The sequence below is a fragment of the Kitasatospora sp. NPDC028055 genome, from assembly GCF_040637885.1.
Classification (GTDB): domain Bacteria; phylum Actinomycetota; class Actinomycetes; order Streptomycetales; family Streptomycetaceae; genus Kitasatospora.
On sequence record NZ_JBEZXE010000060.1, the window covers coordinates 23,415 to 45,133 of the forward strand.

The following is a 21,719-nucleotide window of genomic DNA, read 5'->3' on the forward strand; positions in this document are numbered from 1 at the left end:
GCCTCTCACGCTAAGGGCGCCGCGCCCGGCGCGCGCCCCGGGGCGAACCGCGCCAGGCTGGGACGCATGGACCTGCCCGTGATGCCGCCGGTGGCCCCGATGCTCGCCAAGTCGGTGGCCAGGATCCCGACGGGGATGCAGTACGAGGCCAAGTGGGACGGCTTCCGCAGCATCGTGTTCCGCGACGGCGCCGAGGTGGAGCTGGGCAGCCGCACCGGCAAGCCGCTGACCAGGTACTTCCCCGAGCTGGTGGAGGCCTTCCGGCGGGAGCTGCCGCCGCGTTGCGTGCTGGACGGCGAGGTGGTGATCGCCCGGGAGGGGCGGCTGCGCTTCGAGGAGCTGCTGGAGCGGATCCACCCGGCGGCGAGCCGGGTGAAGCTGCTCGCGGAGCGGACGCCCGCCTCCTTCGTGGCCTTCGACCTGCTCGCCCTCGGTGACGACTCGCTGCTGGACGAGCCGCTGTCGGTGCGCCGCCCGGCCCTGGAGGCGGCGCTCGCGTGGGCCGCCGACCCGGTGTTCACCGCCCCGGCCTCGACCGACCCCGAGCTGGCGCAGAGCTGGTTCGCCGAGTTCGAGGGCGCCGGGCTGGACGGGGTGGTGGCCAAGCCGCTGGACCAGCCGTACCGGCCGGGCGAGCGGACCATGTACAAGATCAAGCACGAGCGCACCGCGGACTGCGTGGTGGCCGGCTACCGCGAGCACAAGAGCGGCCCGGTGGTCGGCTCGCTGTTGCTGGGCATCCACGACGACGAGGGCCGGCTCCAGCACGTCGGGGTGTGCGCTGCCTTCTCGATGGCGCGCCGCCGCGAACTGGTCGAGGAGCTGGCCCCGCTGAGGACGGACGACCTCGCCGAACACCCCTGGGGCGCCTGGGCGGAGGAGTCCGCGCACGCGGAGGGGCGGCTGCCGGGGGCGGTCAGCCGCTGGACCGGCGGCAAGGACCTGTCCTGGATCGCGCTGCGCCCCGAGCGGGTGGTCGAGGTGGCGTACGACCACATGGAGGGCAGCCGCTTCCGGCACACCGCCCAGTTCCGCCGCTGGCGGCCGGACCGCACTCCGGAGAGCTGCACCTACGCGCAGTTGGAGGAGCCGGTCTCGTACGACCTCGGCAAGGTGCTGGGGATCTGACGCAGCGTCATGGACGTAGCAGGCCCGACCCGGTCGCACCGGGTCGGGCCTGCGTCCTGCCCGCGTGCCGCGGTCGGGCCCGTGCCGCGGTCGGGCCCGTGTCGCGGTCAGGCCCGCACGGTGGTGGGGGCGTTGCCCGGGAGCGAGGGCGCGCCGCTGCCGGTGCCGGTGGCCGAGGGGGAGCCGGAGCCGCCGCCCGAGGCCGGGGCCGACGGCGAGGCGGTCTCGGTCGGGAGCGCGTAGACGTTGTTCGGCGAGATGATCTTGGTGATCGCGTTGGCGAACAGCGTGGACGGCTCCTGGCCCTGGGAGATCACATCGGTGTTGAGCAGCAGCACCAGGGTGGCCTGGGCGTCCGGCATGTACACCGCGACGCTCTCGTAGCCCGGCATCGAGCCGTTGTGCCCGATCCAGCCGTTGTTGTTGAACAGTCCGAAGCCGTAGGTGACGCCCGGGTCGCCGGTGGGCAGGGTCTTCAACCGCTCGGTCTGGCTGGCCGGGCTGATGATGGCGCCGGTGGCCACGGTCTTGGCCCAGCTCTCCAGGTCGGCGAGCTGGGTGATGACGGCCCCGGCCGTCCAGGCCCAGGACGGGTTCCAGTTGGTGGCGTCCTGGATGTCCCCGTTGGGCGTCTGGTTGGTGTAGCCGTGGGCGTGCGGGTCGGGGAGCGTCCCGTCGGTGGGGAAGCTCGTCTTGGCCAGCGAGGCGGGTGTGAACACCTGGGACTGGAGGAAGTCGCCGGCGCTCTGCCCGCCGAGCTTCTCGATCAGCTTGCCCAGGATGATGTAGTTGCTGTTGCTGTACTGGAACCGCTGGCCGGGCGGGAACACGGCGGGGTGCTTGTAGCCGTAGGCGAGCAGCTGGTCCGGGGTGAACACGTGGTTCGGGTCGCTGATCAGCGTGTTCACGAAGTCCGGGTCGGAGCTGTACGGGAACAGGCCGCTGCGCATCTCGCCGAGCTGGCGGACGGTGATCCCGTCGCCGCCGGGGACGCCGTCCACGTACTTGGAGATCGGGTCGTCCAGCGCCACCTTGCCCTGGTCGACCAGGCGCAGCACGGCGGTCGCGGTGAAGGTCTTGCTCTCGCTGCCGATGCGGGTGAACAGCCCCGCGTCCATCGGCGTGTTGGCGGTCTTGTCGGAGACGCCGAAGGACTTCTGGTACGTGCCGCCCGGGGTGATGATCCCGACCGAGATGCCGGGCACCGAGTTCTGCTTGAGCACCGACTGGATCGCGGCGTCCAGCTTGGCGCCGACGGCCGGGGTCAGCTGCACCACCGCGTTCGAGGAGGCGCTCCCCGAGGGGGTGCCCGGGGAGGAGTACCCCGGGGACGGGCTGAGCGCGGCCGGTTCGGCGGTGACCGCCGGCTCGGCGGCCTGTCGGGCGGTCGTCGACCCTCCGGAGCAGGCGGTGGCGGTCAGCAGGCCGGCCAGCGCGAGGGCGGCGCCGGCGGCCAGCCGGGCGGAACGGGGAGCGGCCGGGCGGGGCCGTCGGGTGTTGGTCATGGAGTGGGGCGCCTCTCTGCGGCGAAGGGCCCCGGAGCGCTGCTCCACGGGGCCGTGGGGGAGCGTCGCCACCGTAAGCACCGCGCTCGAACACCCGCGCGCCGGTGGCGGCCGGGCTGGCCCGAACGGACCCAAGCCCACCCGAGTGGCCCGTTCCCGCTGGCGGATCGTTGTCAAGTACCGCGGCAGTACGGCCGGTTGGTGTCGTCAACGGCGCCGCGCGCTCGGCCGGACGGGTGAGCACCGGCATGCCGCACCCGCCCCCGGGCCCAGCTCGGGCACGATCGTTTAGCCCAGCTGTGGCCGTCCTTAAGAATTCCTCGATGGACCGCACCCCCTCCCACCAGGCAGATTTCTGCCTGCCGGAGCGTGCCCGTCAGGAGCGGCCGAACCGAGCCCCCGGCCTGCCCGACCCTCGAAGGCCGTCCCCGATCAGCACGTCAGGAGCCGTCTCCCGTGAAGGCACTCGTCAAGCAGCACGCCGAGCCCGGCCTCTGGATGATCGACGTCCCGAAGCCCGAGATCGGCCCCGGCGAGGTGCTGATCAAGGTGCTGCGCACCGGCATCTGCGGCACCGACCTGCACATCCGCAAGTGGGACGGCTGGGCGCAGCAGACGATCAGGACCCCGCTGGTGCTCGGCCACGAGTTCGTCGGCGAGGTCGCCGAGATCGGCGCCGGCGTCGCGGACATCGCGATCGGCGACCTGGTCAGCGGCGAGGGCCACCTGGTCTGCGGCAAGTGCCGCAACTGCCTGGCCGGCCGCCGCCACCTGTGCCGCAACACCGTCGGCCTGGGCGTGAACCGGGACGGCGCCTTCGCCGAGTACGTGGCGCTGCCCGCCTCCAACGTCTGGGTGCACCGGGTGCCGGTCGACCTCGACGTGGCCGCGATCTTCGACCCCTTCGGCAACGCCGTGCACACCGCGCTGTCCTTCCCGCTGGTCGGCGAGGACGTGCTGGTCACCGGCGCCGGCCCGATCGGCATCATGGCGGCCGCCGTCGCCAAGCACGCCGGCGCCCGCAACGTGATGATCACCGACGTCTCCCCGTACCGGCTCGACCTGGCCCGCCAGGTCGGCGTGACGCTGGCGCTGAACGTCGCCGAGCACACCATCGAGGAGGGCCAGCAGAAGCTGGGCCTGCGCGAGGGCTTCGACGTCGGCCTGGAGATGTCCGGCCGCCCCGAGGCGATGCAGTCGATGATCGCCAACATGACCCACGGCGGCAAGATCGCCATGCTGGGCCTGCCGGCCGAGGACTTCGCGGTGGACTGGGCCTCGATCGTCACCTCGATGATCACCATCAAGGGCATCTACGGCCGCGAGATGTTCGAGACCTGGTACGCGATGTCGGTGCTGCTGGAGGGCGGCCTGGACCTCAGCCCGGTGATCACCGGCCGCTACGCCGCCACCGACTTCGAGGCCGCCTTCGACGACGCCGCGAGCGGCAACTGCGGCAAGATCATCCTCGACTGGACCGCCTGAGCACCCCGCTGACGCCAAAGGAGCCTGTTGTGTTCGACAACGTGCGCGCCGACATCGCCACCACCCTCGACGAGATCCGTGAGGCCGGCCTGTTCAAGCCGGAGCGGGTGATCGGCAGCCCGCAGAGCGCCGAGGTCACCGTCACCTCCGGCGGCCGCCCCGGCGAGGTGCTGAACTTCTGCGCCAACAACTACCTCGGCCTGGCCGACCACCCCGAGGTGCTCGCCGCGGCCAAGGACGCCCTGGACCGCTGGGGCTACGGCATGGCCTCGGTCCGCTTCATCTGCGGCACCCAGGACGTGCACAAGGAGCTGGAGAACCGCCTCTCGGCCTTCCTCGGCCAGGAGGACACCATCCTCTACTCCTCGTGCTTCGACGCCAACGGCGGCGTGTTCGAGACCCTGCTGGACGACCGCGACGCCGTCATCTCCGACGCGCTCAACCACGCCAGCATCATCGACGGCATCCGGCTCAGCAAGGCCCGCCGCCACCGCTACGCCAACCGCGACCTGGCCGACCTGGAGCAGCAGCTCAAGGAGACCCAGGACGCCCGCCGCCGCCTGATCGTCACCGACGGCGTCTTCTCCATGGACGGCTACGTCGCCCCGCTGCGCGAGATCTGCGACCTGGCCGACCGCTACGACGCCATGGTCATGGTCGACGACTCGCACGCCGTCGGCTTCGTCGGCGCCGGCGGCCGCGGCACCCCCGAACTGCACGGCGTGATGGACCGGGTGGACATCATCACCGGCACCCTGGGCAAGGCGCTCGGCGGCGCCTCCGGCGGCTACGTCGCCGCCCGCCGGGAGATCGTCGCCCTGCTGCGCCAGCGCTCCCGCCCGTACCTGTTCTCCAACTCGCTGGCCCCGGTGATCGCGGCCGCCTCGTTGAAGGTGCTCGACCTGGTCGAGCAGTCCAACGAGCTGCGCGAGCGGCTGGCGGCCAACACCGCGCTGTTCCGCTCGAAGATGACCGAGGCCGGGTTCGAGATCCTGCCGGGCGACCACCCGATCGCCCCGGTGATGATCGGCGACGCGGCGAAGGCCGGCCGCCTGGCCGAACTCCTGCTGGAGCGCGGCGTGTACGTGATCGGCTTCTCGTACCCGGTGGTCCCGCACGGCCAGGCCCGGATCCGGGTGCAGCTCTCCGCGGCCCACTCCACCGAGGACGTGGAGCGCGCCGTCGCCGCCTTCGTGGACGCCCGCGCCGCGCTGGAGGGCTGACGCCCACGTGGGTTGACCCCCACGTGGGTTGACCTCCACGAGAGGGTGACTCCCGGCAGGGCCGACCCCCAGGAGGGTTGACCCGCACGGGGGTTGACCCCCGCAAGCTGCCCGCGGGGCCGAGCCGCTCGGAACCGGCCCGTCCCCGCGGGCTCACAACCGCCCTGCGGTGGTGGTGAATCGATTTCCCGCCACCGCCGCGCGGCCCGAAGACCAACTGCCCCACCCTCCCGCCTCGGGGGTGGGACACCGGCCCGCACCGGTGTCCCACCCCCGTTCGCGGTTCCGCCGCCAGCTCACGTTACCGGCCAGTAATTTGGCTGATCATCATCTCCTTCGAGGCCGGGTTCGATCACTAGGCTCGTCGTGATCACATCAAGTGGACCGAGGGAGCAGCGCGTGATGGCACGACCCCACCGAACCGGCGGACACAGGGCGGCGAGCGCCGCCCTCGCCCTGGCGCTCTGGCTCGGGCTCGCAACGGGCGCGGTGGCACAGCCCGCCGCCGCCGTACCCGTGTCCGGGTCCGCCGCCGCGCCGGCCGAGGTGCCGGCCGACGTGCCGGCCGCCGCGTCGGCGTTCGGCGGCTTCCGGCTGGCGGACATCACCGCCCGGGACGGCATCGTGCTCAAGGCCGACGTCTTCACCCCGCCCGCCGGGACCCCGGGCGCCGACGCCAGGGGCCGCTACCCGGTGGTGGTGCAGCCCGCGAGCTGGGGGCAGAACGACCTGGAGTACGTCGCCCAGGGGCACCGGTTCGCCGCCGCCGGGTACGTCGTCGTGACGTACACCGTGCGCGGGTTCTGGGGCTCGGGCGGGGAGGTGGACGTCGCCGGGCCCAAGGACGTCGCCGACATCTCGATGGTGATCGACTGGGCCCTCGCCCACACCCCGGCGGACCCGGACCGGGTCGGCATGATCGGCCTGTCGCTCGGCGGCGGACTCACCCTCCTCGGCGCCGCGTTCGACCCGCGGATCAAGGCCGTCGCCTCGCTCAGCGGCTGGGCCGACCTGACCGACGCGCTGTACAGCGGGCAGACCCGGCACACCGCCGCCGCCACCAGGCTGGCCCGGATCGAGGGCCTGACCGGCCGCAAGAGCCCGGAGTTCGCGACCGCCCTGGACGACCTGTTCGGCGACCACGACCTGCCCGACGTGATCGCCTGGGCGAAGCTCCGCTCGCCCGCCGCCTACCTGGACCGGATCAACGCCAACGGCGCCGCCGTCTACCTCGCCAACGGCTGGAGCGACAGCTTCTTCAACCCCGGCCAGATGACCGACTTCTACCGTCGGCTGACCGTCCCCAAGCGCCTCGAACTGCGGCCCGGCGACCACGCCAGCCAGGAGTTCACCGGCCTGCTCGGCTTCTCCAACGCCACCTGGGACGACGCCCGCGGCTGGCTCGACCAGCACCTCAAGGGCGTGGCGGGCGCGGGCCTGCCGCCGGGCGTCGACCTGGAGGTCCGCCCGGGCGGTGCCCACGAGGCGTACCCGGACTGGGACTCGGTCGCCTCCCGCACCGAGCGGCTGGACCTCGCCGGCACCGCCACCGTCCGCGGCGACCGGCCGTCCGGTGCGAGCGGCGGCACGGTGCTGCTCTCCGGACTGGTCGACCAGTGGCTGCACCAGCCGCCGACCGTCCTGGTGCCGCTGCTGGACCGCGGGGCGGCAGCCGTCCGGCAGTCGGAGCCGTACGGGCAGGGCCTCGCCGTGCGCGGGGCCGTCCGGGTGCACACCACCGTGACCAGCTCGGCGCCGCAGGGCACCACCGTCGCGTACCTCTACGACGTGGACGCGCTCGGCGCCGGGCGGCTGATCGCGCACGCCCCGCAGAGCTGGTCCGGCCGGCCGGCCGGGCAGTCCTTCCCGCTGGACGTCACGCTGTTCCCCACCGCGTACGACCTCCCGGCCGGCCACCGGCTCGCGCTGGTGCTCGGCACCCGGGACGGCCTGTACGGCGGCGAGACACCGGCGGGCAGCACGGTGACCTTCGGTCCGGCGGACGTCTCGCTGCCCGTCCGCTGAGCCCGGCGCCGCCCCGCCCTCCCGCAGTCGGAGGGCGGGGCGGCGGCGGGTCGGACAGGCCCCCCCCGGGCGGTCGGTCCGGGGACGAGCCAAGCCGTGGGCGACCCCCGGGGTCAACAGCTGAGATGAATCCGGACGGAAAATACGTCAACAGACGTAATCGGGCGCAGGGCGGCCGGATGGGCTGGCCGGGTGCGGTGGCGGGTGTGGTGGCCGGGTGCGGCTCAGAGGCGGCGGCGGAACACGTCCGTGACGGTGTTGGCGTCGCCCGGCACCAGATTGCCGTCCTCGGCGTCGAACAGCACCGTGCCGCCCTCGGCGTCGACGTACGGGTTCTGCGCGGCGGCGGTGCTCTGGGAGCCGTCCGAGGCGAGGCTGACCCGCTCGATCCGGCCGGTCCACAGGTCGCGGCGGAACACGTCGGAGGACTGGTTGGTGTCGTCGGCGACCAGGTCGTCCGCGGCGGAGTCGAAGTAGACCCAGCGCCCGTCGGCGGTGATCGCCGGGTCGTACGAGCCGTCGGTGGGCGTGGTGCCGGGCAGCGGGGTGTTGACCAGGGTGACCGTGCCGGTGACCAGGTCGTGGACGTACAGGTCCATCCGGAGGCCGTGGCTGCCCGGGCGGGGGTCGACGCCGTAGGTCGGCATGCCGTACAGCGCGTAGCGGCCGTCGGGGCTGAGCCGGGCGTCCATCAGGCCGACGCCGCGCTCGGCGCCGGTGGTGTCCACACTGGCGACGACGGTCCGGCCGGTGGCGGCGGACCAGACGTAGTACGGGTAGAAGCGCGGGCCCGCCAGCTCGGCGTCGGCGGCCGCCGGAGCGGCGGGGGTGCCCGGGGCGGGGTCGGTGAGGTTTGAGGCCCGGGAGACGAAGCCGACCGTGCGGCCGTCCGCGCTGATCGTCGGACGGTAGGAGTGGTTGTCCGCGCCGGTGCCGCCGGTGCCGCCCGAGGGGCCGGTGGTGACCAGCCGGGTGGTGTGGGTCCAGCGGTCGGTCACATAGATGTTGATCTTCCCGCGGTGGACGCCGGTGGTCAGGTCGGTGCGGTTCGAGGCGTAGGCGACGTAGCGGCCGTCCGCGCTCAGCGTGGGGTTGTCCGCGCTGCGGATGGTCTCGTCGTCGTCGGTGGCGAGCAGGCCGCCGGTGATCAGCTCGGTGTGCCCGGTCCAGCGGTCGCGGACGAACACGTCGTTCGCGTGCTTGGCCTGGCCGGGGACGACGTTGGTGGCGGCGGTGCTGAACGCCACGAACCGGCCGTCGGCGCTGATCGAGGCGTCCGTGGTGGGGGCGTTCAGCTGCGAGCCGTCGTCGGCGACGCTGACCCGCTCGAGGTGGCCGTTGCGCAGGTCGCGGACGTAGACCTCGCCGGAGTTCGGGGTGCCGGTGGACGGCAGCAGGTCGGTCGCGCTCGACGAGAACAGCGCCGAACGGCCGTCCGCGCTCAGCCCGAGCCCGGTCGAGGCGCCGTTCAGCTGCTCCCCCTTGAAGCCCTCGCTGACCCGGGCGGTGTCGCCCTTCGGCGGCCGGGCCTCGGCGGCGGGCGTCACGGCGCCGACCGCGAGGGCGGCCACCAGGACGCAGCCGGCGCGGGCGAGCCGGCGGCGGGAACGAGCGGTGATCATGGACATCCTCCCCTGATGACGAGTACCGGGCCCCGGAGTCCCCGGCCCGGTCCGTCCCCGAGCCAAGCGCCGGGCGGACCGGGCGGTCAACGGGCCGAGACGATCTCGCGCCGAAATACGCCACCGGTGGTACTGCCCCGGAAGGAGCCCGCCAACGGCCCCGGGAACCGCACCAGGAACCGCACCCCGGACGGACCGCCGCGCCGCGCTGGCAGAATTGGGCGTGTGATCGACGCACGACGGCTGCGGACCCTCCGGGCCGTGGCGGACCACCGCACCGTGACCGCCGCGGCGGCCGCCCTCTACCTGACCCCCTCCGCGGTCTCCCAGCAGCTGGCCGCCCTGGAACAGGAGACCGGCCACCACCTGCTGGCCCGGGAGGGCCGGGGTGTGCGGCTGACCGCCGCCGGGGAGATCCTGCTCGGCCACGCCGACGCGGTGCTCGCCCAGCTGGAGCGGGCCGAGGCCGACCTCGCCGCGTACAGCGCGGGCGTCGCGGGCGAGGTCACCGTCGCGTCCTTCGCCACCGGCATCTCGCACGTGCTCGCCCCGGCGATGGGCCTGCTGGCCGGCCGGGCCCCCGGGGTGCGGCTCAAGGTGCTGGACGCCGAGGGCGACGCCAGCCTCCCGATGGTGCTGGACGGCCGCGCCGACCTCGCGGTGGCCGTCGAGTACCGCGGCGCCCCGCGTGCCGACGACGCCCGGCTGACCAGGGTGCCGCTGTACGCCGAGCCCTTCGAGGCGGTGCTGCCGCTGGCCCACCCGCTGGCCGCCGAGGCCGGGCCGCTGGCGGTGGCCGCGCTGGCGGACGAGCCGTGGATCGGCCCCTACCCGGGCAACCCCTGCCACGACGTGGTCCTGCTGGCCTGCGAGCACGCCGGCTTCCAGCCGCGCCTGCTGCACTCCTCCGACGACTTCCGCGCCGTCGTCGCCCTGGCCTCGGTGGGCGCGGGCGTCGCCCTGGTGCCGCGCTCCGCGCTGCGCGGGGTGGACCTGGACCGGGTGGCGGTCCGCCCGGTCGACAGCGACCTCGCCACCCGCCGGGTCTTCGCCGCCGTCCGGGCCGGCGCCGACGGGCACCCGCTGCTCCGCCCGGTCCTCGACTCCCTCGCCGAGGCCGCCGCCGCGGGCGCCTGACGCCCTGACGCCCTGACGCCCTGACGCCCGGGCCTCAGGCGCCGGGGATCAGCGCTGGATCTCGACCCGGGCCCGCTCGTTCGGCGTACCGATCTCCCAGAACCGGGCCGTGCCGCGCGCACCGCCGTAGGCGCCCGTGCCGCCGGTGACCGCCATGTCGAGCGGGGCGCCCGATCCGTTCGTCCAGAGCGACTGCATCGTCAGCGAGCCGCCCTGGACCTCGATGGTGAGCAGGCAGTGCTTGGTGACCTCCGCACCGTGGATCTGGACCACCTGGCAGGTGCCGCCGCCGCGTCCGACCTCGCGGCCGTCCTGGACGGTGCCGCCGGAGTAGACGTCCTGGTCGCCCAGGCCCGGCCCGGCCGGGCCGAGGTCCAGGGCCTCGTACTGGTCGTTCCGGACCTGGAGTTCGAGCACCTCGACCCGGCCCCGCCGCGGGGCGTCGGCGTCCGCGCTGCCCACGGCGGCGAGGCCGATCGCGGCGGTGGCCAGCGAGGCGGCGACGAACCTCCGGACCGTCAGGTACCTGTTGCTGCTTGCGGTGGTGGCCATGGTGGACCCCTTCGTAGAGAACCCTGCTGCGAACTCCCTCGACGCTATGACCGGCCGGTCCGCCCCCGCCAAGACCAATTCCGCTATCGCGCCATGCCCGCCCGGGCATGACCCGCAACGGCGACCCCCGCCCCGCCCCCGTGCCCCCGCCCGCCCCCGTGCCCCCGACCCTGTGCGACGGCGGCCGGGATCGTGCCCGAACCGCCGTGCGGCGGACCGCGTAGGGTGGCGGGGAACCATGACCGGCCGCACTCCAGGAGCCCCCATGACCTCGACCGTCGTCCCCGCCGACCCCGCCGGCCCGCTGCCGGTCGGGGTGATCGGCCTCGGCGACATCGCGCAGAAGGCGTACCTGCCGGTGATCACCGCCCTGCCCGGGCTGGACCTGCGCCTGATGACCCGGGACCGGGCCAAGCTGGACCGGCTGGGGGAGGCCCACCGGATCGACGCCGCAAGCCGGTTCACCGACCTGGACGCGCTGATCGACAGCGGCATCCGGGCCGCCTTCGTGCACGCGGCCACCGACCAGCACGTGCCGATCGTCGAGCGGCTGCTGGGCGCCGGGGTGGACGTGTACGTGGACAAGCCGCTCGACTACACCGTGGACGGCGCCCGTCGGCTGGTCGACCTCGCCGACCGGACCGGCCGCTCGCTGATGGTCGGCTTCAACCGGCGCCACGCCCCCGGCTACGCCCAGGCGTTGGAGCGCCCGCGCGACCTGATCGTGCTGCAGAAGAACCGCGAGGGCCTGCCCGAGGCCGCCCGGTCGCTGGTCTTCGACGACTTCGTGCACGTGGTGGACACCCTGCGGTTCCTGGTACCGGGCGAGATCGAGCAGGTGGACGTCCGGGCCCGCAAGGACCGCGAGGGCCTGGTGGAGCACGTGGTGCTGACGCTCGGCGGGGAGGGCTTCACCGCGCTCGGCATCATGAACCGGGTCTCCGGCTCGACCGAGGAGGTGCTGGAGGTCTCCGGGGGCGACTCCAAGCGGGAGGTGCGCAACCTCGCCGAGGTGATCGACCACCGCGGCCAGCCCACCGTCCGGCGGCGCGGCGACTGGGTGCCGGTGGCCCGTCAGCGCGGGATCGAGCAGTGCGTGCTGGGCTTCCTGGACGCCGTCCGGGCCGGGAAGACCTTGGACGCCCACGACGCGCTGCGCACCCACGAGTTGTGCGAGCTGATCGTGGAACGGATCGGGTAGCGCCGGGCAGAGCCCCGGTCGAACCGGGGGATTGCTGGGAGCGGGCTGGAAGGAGCCTGGGAGACAACCGAATCGACGCTTCCGCAGGTCACCGGGCCGGAACCGACAGTTCATTGACGAGGTCTTGTCGGGGCATTTTCTACGCGCGTATCTTGAGGGCGCCGCGGGGGAACGGGAGCCGTCCCCCGCTCTCTCCCCACCTTCCTTCTACGCGAGTAGCGTCCGCTGCCCGAGCTAGGAGCCATGCCCCGGTGACCACCGCCCCCGCCCCCCGCCCCCGCAGAGCCGCCCTGTTGCGCGCCGCCGTCGCCCCGGCCGCACTCGCCGTCTCGCTGGTGCTCGTCCCGCTGCCGTCCGCCGTCGCGGCCGGCGTGGCCGCCGCCCCGCCCGCGCCCACCGAGGCCGGGCCGCTGCGGATCCACGACATCCAGGGCACCACCCGGGTCTCCCCGCAGGCCGGAAAGCCGGTCACCGGCGTGCCCGGAATCGTCACCGGCGTGCGCGCGTACGGCAGTTCCAAGGGATTCTGGCTGCAGGACCCGAACCCGGACGCCGACCCGACCACCAGTGAGGGCATCTTCGTCTTCACCGGCGGAAACCCGACCGTGAAGGTCGGCGACTCGGTGCTGGTCAGCGGCAAGGTCACCGAGTACTACCCGAACTACTCCGGCGGCTCGCAGTCCGTCACCGAGCTCACCGGCCCCGCCGTCACCGTGCTCTCCGCCGGCAACCCGCTGCCCGCCCCCGTGGTGGTGGACACCCGCGACATCCCCGGCAGCTACGCCCCGCCGGCCGGGCCCGACGGCAGCATCGACGCCGGGCGGCTCGACCCGGAGAAGGACACCCTGGACTTCTACGAGTCGCTGGAGGGCATGCTCGTCCAGGTCAAGGACGTCCGGGTGATACAGGCGACCGACAAGTACAACGAGCTCTGGGTCGCCGCCGACCGGCAGGACCAGCGCAGCAAGCGCGGCGGGGTGCTCTACGAGTCCTACCGCGAGCCCAACGTCGGCCGCCTGATGGTGCAGCAGCAGGCCGCCGTCACCCAGCAGCCCTTCCCGGTGGCCAACGTCGGCGACGAGCTGACCGGCACCACCACCGGCCCGCTGGACTACAACGCCTTCGGCGGCTACACCCTGGTGGCCGGCACCCTCGGCACCCTCAAGGACAACCACCTCCAGCGCGAGGTCACCCCGCAGGCGAGCGAGCGCGAACTCACCGTCGCCACCTACAACGTGGAGAACCTGGCCGCCACCAACCCGGACGCCAAGTTCGCCCAGCTCGCCCAGGGCGTCGTCACCAACCTGCGCTCGCCCGACATCGTCGCCCTGGAGGAGATCCAGGACAACAACGGCGCCAAGAGCGACGGCACCGTCGACGCGAGCCAGACCGTCGCCAAGTTCCTCGCCGCGATCAAGGCGGCCGGCGGCCCCGCCTACGACTGGCGCTCGGTCGACCCCCAGGACGGCAAGGACGGCGGCGAGCCCGGCGGCAACATCCGCCAGGTCTTCCTGTTCAACCCCCAGCGGGTCTCCTTCACCGACATCCCCGGCGGCAGCGCCACCACCGCCGTCGGCGTCACCGGCACCGGCGCCGCCACCGCGCTCACCGCCTCGCCCGGCCGGATCGCGCCCACCGACGACGCCTGGACCAACAGCCGCAAGCCGCTGGTCGGCCAGTTCGTCTTCCGCGGCCAGAAGGTCTTCGTGATCGCCAACCACTTCAACAGCAAGGGCGGCGACCAGGGCATCGACAGCCGCTTCCAGGCCCCGACCCGCAGCTCCGAGGTGCAGCGGGTCCAGCAGGCCACCGTCGAGCAGGCCTTCGTCGCCGGACTGCTGGCCGCCGACAAGCAGGCCAGGATCGTCTCGCTCGGCGACTTCAACGACTACCAGTTCTCGCCCGCGCTGGCCGCGCTCACCAAGGGCGGCGTGCTGCGCGACCTGGTGAACGAGCTGCCGGAGACCGAGCAGTACTCGTACGTCTACCAGGGCAACTCCCAGGTGCTCGACCACGTCCTGGTCAGCCCCGAGCTCGGCCAGGCCAAGTACGACGTGGTGCACATCAACGCCGAGTTCGCCCAGCAGGCCAGCGACCACGACCCGCAGGTGGTCCGCCTCAAGCCCTGACCCGAGCCGCGGTTATCCTGCCTCCGTCGTCGGCGACCGCCGGCGGCGGAGGCGGCATCGTGTGACGGGGGCGGGCATGGCGGGTACGGCGGACGCGGCAGGTGCGGAAGGCACGGTAGGCCCGGCGGGTGCGGCAGGTTCGGCGGGTGCGGAGGCCACGGCCCGCCCGGAGTATCGGATCGAGCGGATCGGACCGGACGACTGGGAGCGGCTGCGCACCATCCGGCTGGCCCAACTCCTCGACACCCCACTGGCCTTCGGCGAGACCCACGCGTACGCGCTGCTCCAGGGCGAGGGCAACTGGCGGGCCCGCACGGACTGGCTGAACGAGCCCGGCCGGATCGGCCTGGTCGCCGTGGACGCGGACGACCGGTGGGTCGCCACCATGCTCTCGATCCCCAGCCGCAAGACCGCCACCGTCGACCTGATCGGCGTCTGGGTCGACCCGGCGCACCGCGGCCGCGAGCGCGGCGTCGCCGACGCCCTGCTGGACGCGGTGATCGCCTGGGCCCGGGAGGGCGGCGCCGAGTGGATGCTGCTCGGCGTCCACGAGGCGAACGACCGCGCCGCCGCCTTCTACCGGCGGCGCGGCTTCACCTACACCGGCGGCGAGACGCCGTACGTGCTGGACGAGCGGGCCCGGATCCTGGAGATGGTCCTCCCGCTGGGGTAGGGCGCCGCCTGATCCACAGGACACGCCCTACCGGACCACCCGGCGGTTCACTTCACGTACTCCGCGAGGTGCTCGCCGGTCAGCGTCGAGCGGGCCGCGACCAGCTCGGCCGGGGTGCCCTCGAAGACCACCCGGCCGCCGTCGTGCCCGGCGCCCGGCCCGAGGTCGATGATCCAGTCGGCGTGCGCCATCACCGCCAGGTGGTGCTCGATCACGATCACCGACTTGCCGGAGTCCACCAGCCGGTCCAGCAGCCCGAGCAGCTGCTCGACGTCCGCCAGGTGCAGCCCGGTGGTCGGCTCGTCCAGGACGTAGACCCCGCCCTTGTCCGCCATGTGGGTGGCCAGCTTCAACCGCTGCCGCTCGCCGCCGGACAGCGTGGTCAGCGGCTGCCCGAGGCTGAGGTAGCCCAGGCCGACGTCGGCGAGCCGCTCCAGGATCCGGTGCGCGGCCGGCAGCTTCGCCTCGCCGTCGCCGAAGAACTCCTCCGCCTCGGTCACCGACATCGCCAGCACCTCGCTGATGTCCCGGCCGCCCAGCCGGTACTCCAGCACCGCGGCCTGGTAGCGCTTGCCCTCGCAGTCCTCGCAGGTGGTGGCCACCCCGGCCATCATCGCCAGGTCGGTGTAGACCACGCCGGCGCCGTTGCAGGTCGGGCAGGCGCCCTCCGAGTTGGCGCTGAACAGGGCCGGCTTCACGCCGTTCGCCTTGGCGAAGGCCTTGCGGATCGGCTCCAGCAGCCCGGTGTAGGTCGCCGGGTTGCTGCGCCGGGAGCCCTTGATCGCCCCCTGGTCGACCGAGACCACGCCCTCGCTCGGCGGGATCGAGCCGTGGATCAGCGAACTCTTCCCCGAGCCCGCCACCCCCGTCACCACGGTCAGCACCCCGAGCGGGACGTCCACGTCCACGTTCCGCAGGTTGTGGCTGTTCGCGCCGCGGATCGCCAGCGAGCCGGTGGGCTTGCGGACCTCCTCCCGCAGCGCCGTCCGGTCCGCCAGGTGGCGGCCGGTGACGGTGCCGCTCCGGCGCAGCCCGGCCACGCTGCCCTCGAAGCACACCGAGCCGCCCGCCGCACCCGCCCCGGGGCCGAGGTCGACCACGTGGTCCGCGATCGCGATGGTCTGCGGCTTGTGCTCCACCACCAGCACCGTGTTGCCCTTGTCCCGCAGCCGCAGCAGCAGGTCGTTCATCCGGCTGATGTCGTGCGGGTGCAGCCCGGTGGTGGGCTCGTCGAAGACGTACGTGGTGTCCGTGAGCGAGGAGCCCAGGTGGCGGATCATCTTCACCCGCTGCGCCTCGCCGCCCGACAGGGTGCCGGAGGGGCGGTCCAGCGAGAGGTAGCCGAGGCCGATCTCGACGAAGGCGTCCAGCGCCTGCCGCAGCGCGTCGAGCAGCGGCGCCACCGAGGGCTCGTCCAGCGCCCGGACCCAGTCCGCGAGGTCGCTGATCTGCATCGCGCAGGCGTCGGCGATGCTGACACCGCCGATCTTCGAGGAGCGGGCGGCCTCGCTCAGCCGGGTGCCCCCGCACTCCGGGCAGGCGGTGAAGGTGACGGCGCGCTCCACGAAGGCCCGGATGTGCGGCTGCAGCGCCTCCTTGTCCTTGGACAGCATGGACTTCTGGAGCTTGGGGATCAGGCCCTCGTAGGTCAGGTTGACCCCGTTGACCTTGACCTTGGTGGGCTCCCGGTACAGGAAGTCCTGGAGCTCCTTCTTGGTGTACCTGCGGATCGGCTTGTCCGCGTCCAGGAAGCCCGAGTTGGCGTAGACCCCGACCGTCCACCAGCTGTCCGGCTTCCAGCCGGGGATCAGGATCGCGCCCTCGGTGAGCGACTTGCTGTCGTCGTACAGCTGGGTGAGGTCGATGTCGGAGACGCTGCCCCGGCCCTCGCAGCGCGGGCACATGCCGCCGGTGATGCTGAAACTGCGCCGCTCCTTGACCGTCTTGCCGCCGCGCTCCACGGTCACCGCGCCGGCGCCGCTGATCGACGGGACGTTGAAGGAGAAGGCCTTGGGGGAGCCGATGTGCGGCGTGCCCAGCCGGCTGAACAGGATCCGCAGCATCGCGTTGGCGTCGGTCGCGGTGCCGACGGTGGAGCGCGGGTCGGCGCCCATCCGCTGCTGGTCGACCAGGATCGCGGTGGTCAGGCCCTCCAGGACGTCCACCTCGGGGCGGGCCAGGGTCGGCATGAAGCCCTGGACGAAGGCGCTGTAGGTCTCGTTGATCAGCCGCTGGGACTCGGCGGCGATGGTGTCGAAGACGAGCGAGCTCTTGCCGGAGCCGGACACCCCGGTGAACACCGTCAGGCGGCGCTTGGGGATGTCGACGCTGACGTCCTTGAGGTTGTTCTCGCGTGCCCCGTGCACGCGGATCAGGTCGTGGCTGTCGGCGGCGTGCGGCTCGGCCATCGTTCTGTTCGCTCCGTGTCTCTGTGGCTTCTCGGTGGTTCTTCGGGGGCTCGTCGGGGCTCTTCGGTCGGTGCCCCGGGCCCGCCCCGGCCGGTCGTGGCCGGGGCGGGCCCGGGGAGGGGTCAGCGGACTTCGTTGAAGCGGACCATGTTGCCCGCCGGGTCGCGGAAGGCGCAGTCGCGGATGCCGTACGGCTGCAGGGTCGGCTCCTGGACGAGCTCGGCGCCGCCGGACTTCAACCGGTCGAACACCGCGTCCAGGTCGGCGGTGGCGAGCACCACCCGCGCGTACGTCCCCTTGGCCATCATCTCGGTGATGGTACGCCGCTCGTCCTCGGTGATGCCCGGGTCCGCGAACGGCGGCTCGAGCACCAGCGACACGTCGGGCTGGTCGGCGGGCCCGACGGTGATCCACCGCATCGGGCCGCCGCCGACGTCCTTGCGGACCTCGAAGCCGAGCAGGTCGCGGTAGAAGGCCAGCGAGGCCTCCGGGTCGGTGTGGGGGAGGAAGGTCCAGTGAATGCTGATGTCGTTCATGACTGCAACGCTAGGCGCGGTCCCCGGGCGGGCGCTTCTCGAAAACTGATCGCCTCCCCGGAGGATTCGGACGGCCCGGACAGCACGACGGCCCGACGGCCCGACCCCCGTGCGGACCGGTGTCCGGGGGCCGGGCCGTCGGGCTCGGTCGCGCGGCTGCTCAGGCGCGGCAGCGCAGCATCTCCAGCGGCGGGTGGGCGAGCACGTCCGCCCAGAACTCCTCGCCGTACTCGCGCAGGCCTTCCTCGGAGATCCGCAGCGGCACCCACTCCAGCCCGGTGAACCCGGCCGCCCGCAGCGCCTCCTCGTAGACCTCGCGGCGCGGGACGGTGCCGAGGATGCTGATCGGCCGGGGGTCGAGGAGCGCGGTGACCCGCACCCGCGGTCCGATCTCACCCTGCTCGCCGGTCGGCTCGCAGCGGAACCCGTACTGCTCCAGGGTGAGGCAGTCGAAGGCGTAGTCCGGCTTCTGGGCGAAGACGACGAGCTCCCCGCCCGGCAGCAGGCTGCGGTGGATGGTGCGACACATCCGGTCCAGGGCGGCCCGGTCCTCCGCGTAGTTGAGGCACTGCACCGCCAGCGCCACGTCGAACTTCCGCTCCAGCTCCCGTAGTTCGGCCACGTCGCCGACCTCGTAGCGCACCCCCAGCGGGTCGCGCTCCTCGAACGACCGGGCGGCGGCGACCATCTCGGTGGAGATGTCGACCCCGAGCACGTCCGCCGCGCCGCGCCGGCGCAGCTCCCGGCTGTAGAAGCCGGTGCCGCAGGCGAGGTCCAGGACGCTCCTGCCACGGACGTCCCCGACCAGGCCGAGCACGCTCGGCACCTCGCCGTAGCGGGTCAGCGGCAGTGCCTTGAACCCCTCGAACGCCTCACCGATCAGGTCGTACTGCTGCACGCTCATCGTGTCGTCCTCCCGTGTGCGCAGCCCTGTGCTGTGCTGGGAAGTCTGGCGGAGCCTGACGCGCCGTCGTACTGGCGGAAGCCACGAATCAGCGGCGCCGCGCGAGGTGGACGGTGATGTCCGCCTCCAGTGCGACCCGCTCCGGCAGCACCGCCAGGATCCGGCGGAACACCTCCGCCCGGGTGTCCTCCGGCAGCAGCAGATAGGCCGAGACCGTCGACAGATGGCCGAGGTACTCCGCCGCAGCCATCGTCAACATCCTTGGCAGCACCAGCTGTTGGACCTGGTCGAACCACTCGGAGCGGTGCAGCTCGGTGCCCGGCCACTGCAACGCCCGCTCCGGCGGTGTGCCGTCCGGGGACGGCACGTCATCGCTCGCCAGGAACGGCGCCCGCACCACCCGTACGGCCTCCGCCAGTTCGGGGTCGGCCAGCTGGACGGGGCCGCCGAAACAGGCGAACACACCGCCCGGGCGCAGCAGTTCGGCCACCCGCCGCCACCGGCCCACCGGGTCGGTCCAGTGCAGTGCCGCCGCCGCGTACACCAGGTCGTACGGGCCGTCCGGCGGCAGCTCCTCGAACGCGGCCCGCACCGTCCGGACGTTCCCCGGGGCGTGCCGGCGCAGCTCGGCGAGCATGGCGGCGTCCGGGTCGGTCGCGGTCACGGCGACGCCGCGCCCGGCGAACAGCCGGGTGGCCTTGCCCGTTCCGGCCCCGATCTCCAGCGCCGTCCGCACCGGCCCGCCCGCCTGCTCCGCCGCGTACTCCGCGACCAGGTCGAAGAGCTCTGCCGGATACCCCGGCCGGTAGCGCTCGTAGGCCGCCGCCACCGTCCCGAAACTCAGCGCGCGCTCAGGCACCCGGAGCCTCCGGCAGGGCCAGCCACTCCTCCCAGCCGAGGTCGCGCCCCAGGAACCGCGGCTGCCGGAACGGCCACTCCGTGGCGATCCACCGCGGCACCAGCGCGTCCAGCGCCCGCTCCACCTCGCCGCCGACCAGCTCGTCCACCACCCACCAGGCGATCTCCCCGTCCGCCCCGACCCGCTCCGGCGGATCGATGTACACGCACCCGCGCACCGCCGTCTCGGCCGCGTCCAGCAGCACGTAGTTGAACGACTGGTGCGCGGCGATCTCCCGCTCGTGCCGGGCCAGGTCCACCCGGTTCGCCTCGGCCGTCATCGTCTCGGCCGGCCACCCCCAGGCCGGCCCGAACATCCCGAACAGCCGCTCCCGCGACCCCATCACCGCCGGATAGTCCATCGGCGCGTCGGCCTCCCGGATCGGTCGCAGGTGGTACGCCCCGTCCAGCAGCGGCACATGGACGGGGTGGACGAAGTCAGCAGGAAGCCAGGTCATGCCGCCGAGGCTATCCCGCGAACCGACCGCGAACCCAGCGGATAATCACCCGCGGCCAGGGCGGGGCCTGGCCTGGTCCACAAGTCCCGCCTCACTCCCCGGACTTCGGCGGCGGCCACTCGTACGGGGGCAGCCTGCGGTGCACGGGGCGGTCGTTCACCGTCTGCGATTCCTTGTAGGAGGCGTAGCGAATCCTCCCGAAGGAGACCTCTCCGTCCCGGTGCACGTCCACCCCCTCGTTCGGGAAGGAGATCCATCCCGCTCCGGCCTGGGGCCCCGACACCCAGGGGGTGACCACGCTGCGCACGTTGGTCTCGCCGGCGACCACGGTGCCCCGCTTCTTCTCGGGGTCGGTGATCTTCACGCCCGTTTCGGTGAAGGCGATGCGGCTCTTCTTCCCGTCCGGTCCCTCCGCCCAGTGCGTGGTCACGCCGTTCAGGTCGGCCCGGTCGGCCCAGACCGTCCCCCAGGCCCTTCCCTGGCCGTGGAACACGTTCAGCCCGTTCGGCGGGAACTCGATCCACCCGTCGCTGTCGTCCGGCCCCTGCACCCACGCGGTCTTCACGCCGTTCAGGTCGGCCCGGTCGGCCCAGACCGTCCCCCGGGCCTGCTTGCCCTCCTTGTGCACGTGCACGCCGCCCTGCGGGAAGTCGATCCATCCGTCGCCGGCGTCGCGGCCGTGCACCGTCCTGGCGTTCACGCGGTCCGCGTCGACCCGGTCGGCCAGGACGGATCCCGGGGCGCCGGTCCCGTCGTGGACCTCCACCCCGGTCGCGGAGAAGGCGACCCGGCTCCTGCTCGGCGCCTGCTCGACCCACGGGGTGCGCGTCCCGCTGTCGTACTCGGGGACGAGCGAGTGGACCGTGGTGGTGAGGAAGTACCCCTGGTGCTGCTGCGCGGCGGTGGTCGTCCCGGCGACGAGCGTGTAGGTGGTGCCCCGCCTCGGCGCGGCGGGGGGTGACCAGCTGTAGGACCGCTGGGTCACCTGCGGTCCCTGGGCCGCCGACTGGACGAGCACCTCGTTCCCGCGCGGATCGCGGATCCAGTAGTCGAGGTTGTCCGGCCCCTCCCACGCCAGCACGACGTTCTGGCCCGCGTCCACGTCGACCAGAGAGGTCCGCTCCGGGCGGAAGTTGCGGGGGGTCCTCGGCGCCTGCTTCACCAGCCCGAGCGTGGTGGTGAAGGTCGCCCGCCGCACGGGGAGGTTGTCGTCGCCGCCGCCGGAGCGCTCGTGGATCTTCAGCCGGACCAGCCCCGCCAGGTCGGAGACCGGGATGTTCTCCAGTTTCAGGACCAGCGACTCCGCGTCCGGCAGGGTCAGCCTCCCCCCGGAGGGGTCGTGCGCCCGGAAGCGGCCGAGGGTCTTGTCCCAGTCGAACGCCGGTTCCGGCTCCCGGTTGACGGTGTAGTCCTTCTCGATGCTCGCGCTGATCGCCGTGGGGTCGCCCGTCAGGTCGTCGGGGCCGTTGCCGACCGGTATCTCCACGTCGATGAAATCCCACCGCACCTGGGACTGGTGGGTGTTGGAGACGATCACGTACACCGTTCCCACGGACGGTGCCCCGGGCTGCGACGCCGAGAGCGTGGTGGGATCGGTGAGGATGGCGTAGTTCAGCAAGGACGGCACGATCAGGACTCCCTACTCCGGCGCTTCACACGATGCGGCAGAAGGCGCGCAGTCGAGGCTCGGTGCTGGCGGTGCTAGGGCCCGTCTTCAAACCCCCGCCTGCGGGGCGACGCTGGGGCACGCACCTCGCCGCGTTGTCGTCGGTCGCCAATGCGCTGCATTGGGCTCCCTCCTCCGCCTTGCGATGCACGCACCCCAACGCCGCCCCG

17 protein-coding genes are annotated in these 21,719 nt (G+C 72.9%); 8 read left to right on the top strand and 9 right to left on the bottom strand.

The window, feature by feature from the left end:
• The first annotated feature begins 66 nt into the window (after window positions 1-66).
• Window positions 67-1,128 carry an ATP-dependent DNA ligase gene (locus tag AB0F71_RS35510; protein ID WP_360243845.1) on the top strand — a complete coding sequence of 354 codons (1,062 nt, stop codon included), beginning with the start codon at window positions 67-69 and terminating at the stop codon, window positions 1,126-1,128.
• 107 nt (window positions 1,129-1,235) lie between these two features.
• Here the strand turns inward: AB0F71_RS35510 and AB0F71_RS35515 are convergent, their stop codons facing one another.
• Window positions 1,236-2,633, bottom strand: a complete 1,398-nt coding sequence (locus AB0F71_RS35515) for a serine hydrolase domain-containing protein (RefSeq protein WP_360243848.1) — start codon at window positions 2,631-2,633, stop codon at window positions 1,236-1,238.
• 456 nt (window positions 2,634-3,089) lie between these two features.
• Here AB0F71_RS35515 and tdh point away from each other — a divergent pair, with 456 nt between their 5' ends.
• The 3 genes from tdh to AB0F71_RS35530 all read left to right on the top strand — a co-directional run bounded on the left by tdh (window position 3,090) and on the right by AB0F71_RS35530 (window position 7,366).
• Window positions 3,090-4,118: an L-threonine 3-dehydrogenase gene (gene tdh / locus AB0F71_RS35520; protein WP_360243851.1), complete on the top strand. Its 1,029-nt coding sequence runs from the start codon at window positions 3,090-3,092 to the stop codon at window positions 4,116-4,118.
• 29 nt (window positions 4,119-4,147) lie between these two features.
• Window positions 4,148-5,341: a glycine C-acetyltransferase gene (locus AB0F71_RS35525; RefSeq protein ID WP_360243854.1), complete on the top strand. Its 1,194-nt coding sequence runs from the start codon at window positions 4,148-4,150 to the stop codon at window positions 5,339-5,341.
• Window positions 5,342-5,743: 402 nt separating this feature from the next.
• Window positions 5,744-7,366 carry a CocE/NonD family hydrolase gene (locus AB0F71_RS35530; RefSeq protein ID WP_360243857.1) on the top strand — a complete coding sequence of 541 codons (1,623 nt, stop codon included), beginning with the start codon at window positions 5,744-5,746 and terminating at the stop codon, window positions 7,364-7,366.
• A gap of 224 nt (window positions 7,367-7,590) precedes the next feature.
• Here AB0F71_RS35530 and AB0F71_RS35535 read toward each other — a convergent pair whose 3' ends face one another.
• The gene (locus tag AB0F71_RS35535) at window positions 7,591-8,988 is read right to left on the bottom strand and encodes a hypothetical protein (protein WP_360243860.1); all 1,398 of its coding nucleotides are present in this window, start codon (window positions 8,986-8,988) and stop codon (window positions 7,591-7,593) included.
• Window positions 8,989-9,213: 225 nt separating this feature from the next.
• Here AB0F71_RS35535 and AB0F71_RS35540 point away from each other — a divergent pair, with 225 nt between their 5' ends.
• Entirely contained in the window at window positions 9,214-10,125 is a 912-nt protein-coding gene (locus AB0F71_RS35540; protein ID WP_360243863.1) for a LysR family transcriptional regulator, read from the top strand.
• A 48-nt stretch (window positions 10,126-10,173) separates the two neighbouring features.
• Here AB0F71_RS35540 and AB0F71_RS35545 read toward each other — a convergent pair whose 3' ends face one another.
• Window positions 10,174-10,677, bottom strand: coding sequence for a hypothetical protein (locus tag AB0F71_RS35545; RefSeq protein WP_360243866.1), 504 nt, complete (start codon window positions 10,675-10,677; stop codon window positions 10,174-10,176).
• A 304-nt stretch (window positions 10,678-10,981) separates the two neighbouring features.
• Here AB0F71_RS35545 and AB0F71_RS35550 point away from each other — a divergent pair, with 304 nt between their 5' ends.
• The 3 genes from AB0F71_RS35550 to AB0F71_RS35560 all read left to right on the top strand — a co-directional run bounded on the left by AB0F71_RS35550 (window position 10,982) and on the right by AB0F71_RS35560 (window position 14,680).
• Window positions 10,982-11,878, top strand: coding sequence for a Gfo/Idh/MocA family oxidoreductase (locus AB0F71_RS35550; RefSeq protein WP_360243896.1), 897 nt, complete (start codon window positions 10,982-10,984; stop codon window positions 11,876-11,878).
• Between the two features lie 251 nt (window positions 11,879-12,129).
• Window positions 12,130-14,007 carry an endonuclease/exonuclease/phosphatase family protein gene (locus tag AB0F71_RS35555; protein ID WP_360243869.1) on the top strand — a complete coding sequence of 626 codons (1,878 nt, stop codon included), beginning with the start codon at window positions 12,130-12,132 and terminating at the stop codon, window positions 14,005-14,007.
• Window positions 14,008-14,083: 76 nt separating this feature from the next.
• Window positions 14,084-14,680: a GNAT family N-acetyltransferase gene (locus AB0F71_RS35560; RefSeq protein WP_360243872.1), complete on the top strand. Its 597-nt coding sequence runs from the start codon at window positions 14,084-14,086 to the stop codon at window positions 14,678-14,680.
• Window positions 14,681-14,727: 47 nt separating this feature from the next.
• Here AB0F71_RS35560 and AB0F71_RS35565 read toward each other — a convergent pair whose 3' ends face one another.
• From AB0F71_RS35565 to AB0F71_RS35590, 6 genes are all read right to left on the bottom strand, one after another.
• Window positions 14,728-17,088, bottom strand: a complete 2,361-nt coding sequence (locus tag AB0F71_RS35565) for an excinuclease ABC subunit UvrA (protein ID WP_360243875.1) — start codon at window positions 17,086-17,088, stop codon at window positions 14,728-14,730.
• A 122-nt stretch (window positions 17,089-17,210) separates the two neighbouring features.
• Complete coding sequence (locus AB0F71_RS35570; protein WP_360243878.1) at window positions 17,211-17,624, bottom strand: VOC family protein; 414 nt, start codon at window positions 17,622-17,624, stop codon at window positions 17,211-17,213.
• Between the two features lie 160 nt (window positions 17,625-17,784).
• Window positions 17,785-18,528 (bottom strand): class I SAM-dependent methyltransferase, encoded by a 744-nt coding sequence (locus AB0F71_RS35575; protein WP_360243881.1) that lies wholly within the window; start codon window positions 18,526-18,528, stop codon window positions 17,785-17,787.
• Window positions 18,529-18,616: 88 nt separating this feature from the next.
• Window positions 18,617-19,387, bottom strand: a complete 771-nt coding sequence (locus AB0F71_RS35580; RefSeq protein ID WP_360243884.1) for a class I SAM-dependent methyltransferase — start codon at window positions 19,385-19,387, stop codon at window positions 18,617-18,619.
• Window positions 19,380-19,883 (bottom strand): N-acetyltransferase, encoded by a 504-nt coding sequence (locus AB0F71_RS35585; protein WP_360243887.1) that lies wholly within the window; start codon window positions 19,881-19,883, stop codon window positions 19,380-19,382. The genes AB0F71_RS35580 and AB0F71_RS35585 overlap by 8 nt, the downstream gene beginning before the upstream one ends.
• A 91-nt stretch (window positions 19,884-19,974) precedes the next feature.
• Complete coding sequence (locus AB0F71_RS35590; protein ID WP_360243890.1) at window positions 19,975-21,510, bottom strand: hypothetical protein; 1,536 nt, start codon at window positions 21,508-21,510, stop codon at window positions 19,975-19,977.
• Window positions 21,511-21,719 lie beyond the last annotated feature (209 nt).

Excerpts from the sequence above, each read along its gene's own strand:
- AB0F71_RS35510 (WP_360243845.1), top strand. The coding sequence starts at position 67 with ATGGACCTGCCCGTGATGCCGCCGGTGGCCCCGATGCTCGCCAAGTCG.
- AB0F71_RS35515 (WP_360243848.1), bottom strand. The coding sequence starts at position 2,633 with ATGACCAACACCCGACGGCCCCGCCCGGCCGCTCCCCGTTCCGCCCGG.
- AB0F71_RS35530 (WP_360243857.1), top strand. The coding sequence starts at position 5,744 with ATGGCACGACCCCACCGAACCGGCGGACACAGGGCGGCGAGCGCCGCC.
- AB0F71_RS35535 (WP_360243860.1), bottom strand. The coding sequence starts at position 8,988 with ATGATCACCGCTCGTTCCCGCCGCCGGCTCGCCCGCGCCGGCTGCGTC.
- AB0F71_RS35545 (WP_360243866.1), bottom strand. The coding sequence starts at position 10,677 with ATGGCCACCACCGCAAGCAGCAACAGGTACCTGACGGTCCGGAGGTTC.
- AB0F71_RS35560 (WP_360243872.1), top strand. The coding sequence starts at position 14,084 with ATGGCGGGTACGGCGGACGCGGCAGGTGCGGAAGGCACGGTAGGCCCG.
- AB0F71_RS35565 (WP_360243875.1), bottom strand. The coding sequence starts at position 17,088 with ATGGCCGAGCCGCACGCCGCCGACAGCCACGACCTGATCCGCGTGCAC.
- AB0F71_RS35570 (WP_360243878.1), bottom strand. The coding sequence starts at position 17,624 with ATGAACGACATCAGCATTCACTGGACCTTCCTCCCCCACACCGACCCG.
- AB0F71_RS35575 (WP_360243881.1), bottom strand. The coding sequence starts at position 18,528 with ATGAGCGTGCAGCAGTACGACCTGATCGGTGAGGCGTTCGAGGGGTTC.
- AB0F71_RS35585 (WP_360243887.1), bottom strand. The coding sequence starts at position 19,883 with ATGACCTGGCTTCCTGCTGACTTCGTCCACCCCGTCCATGTGCCGCTG.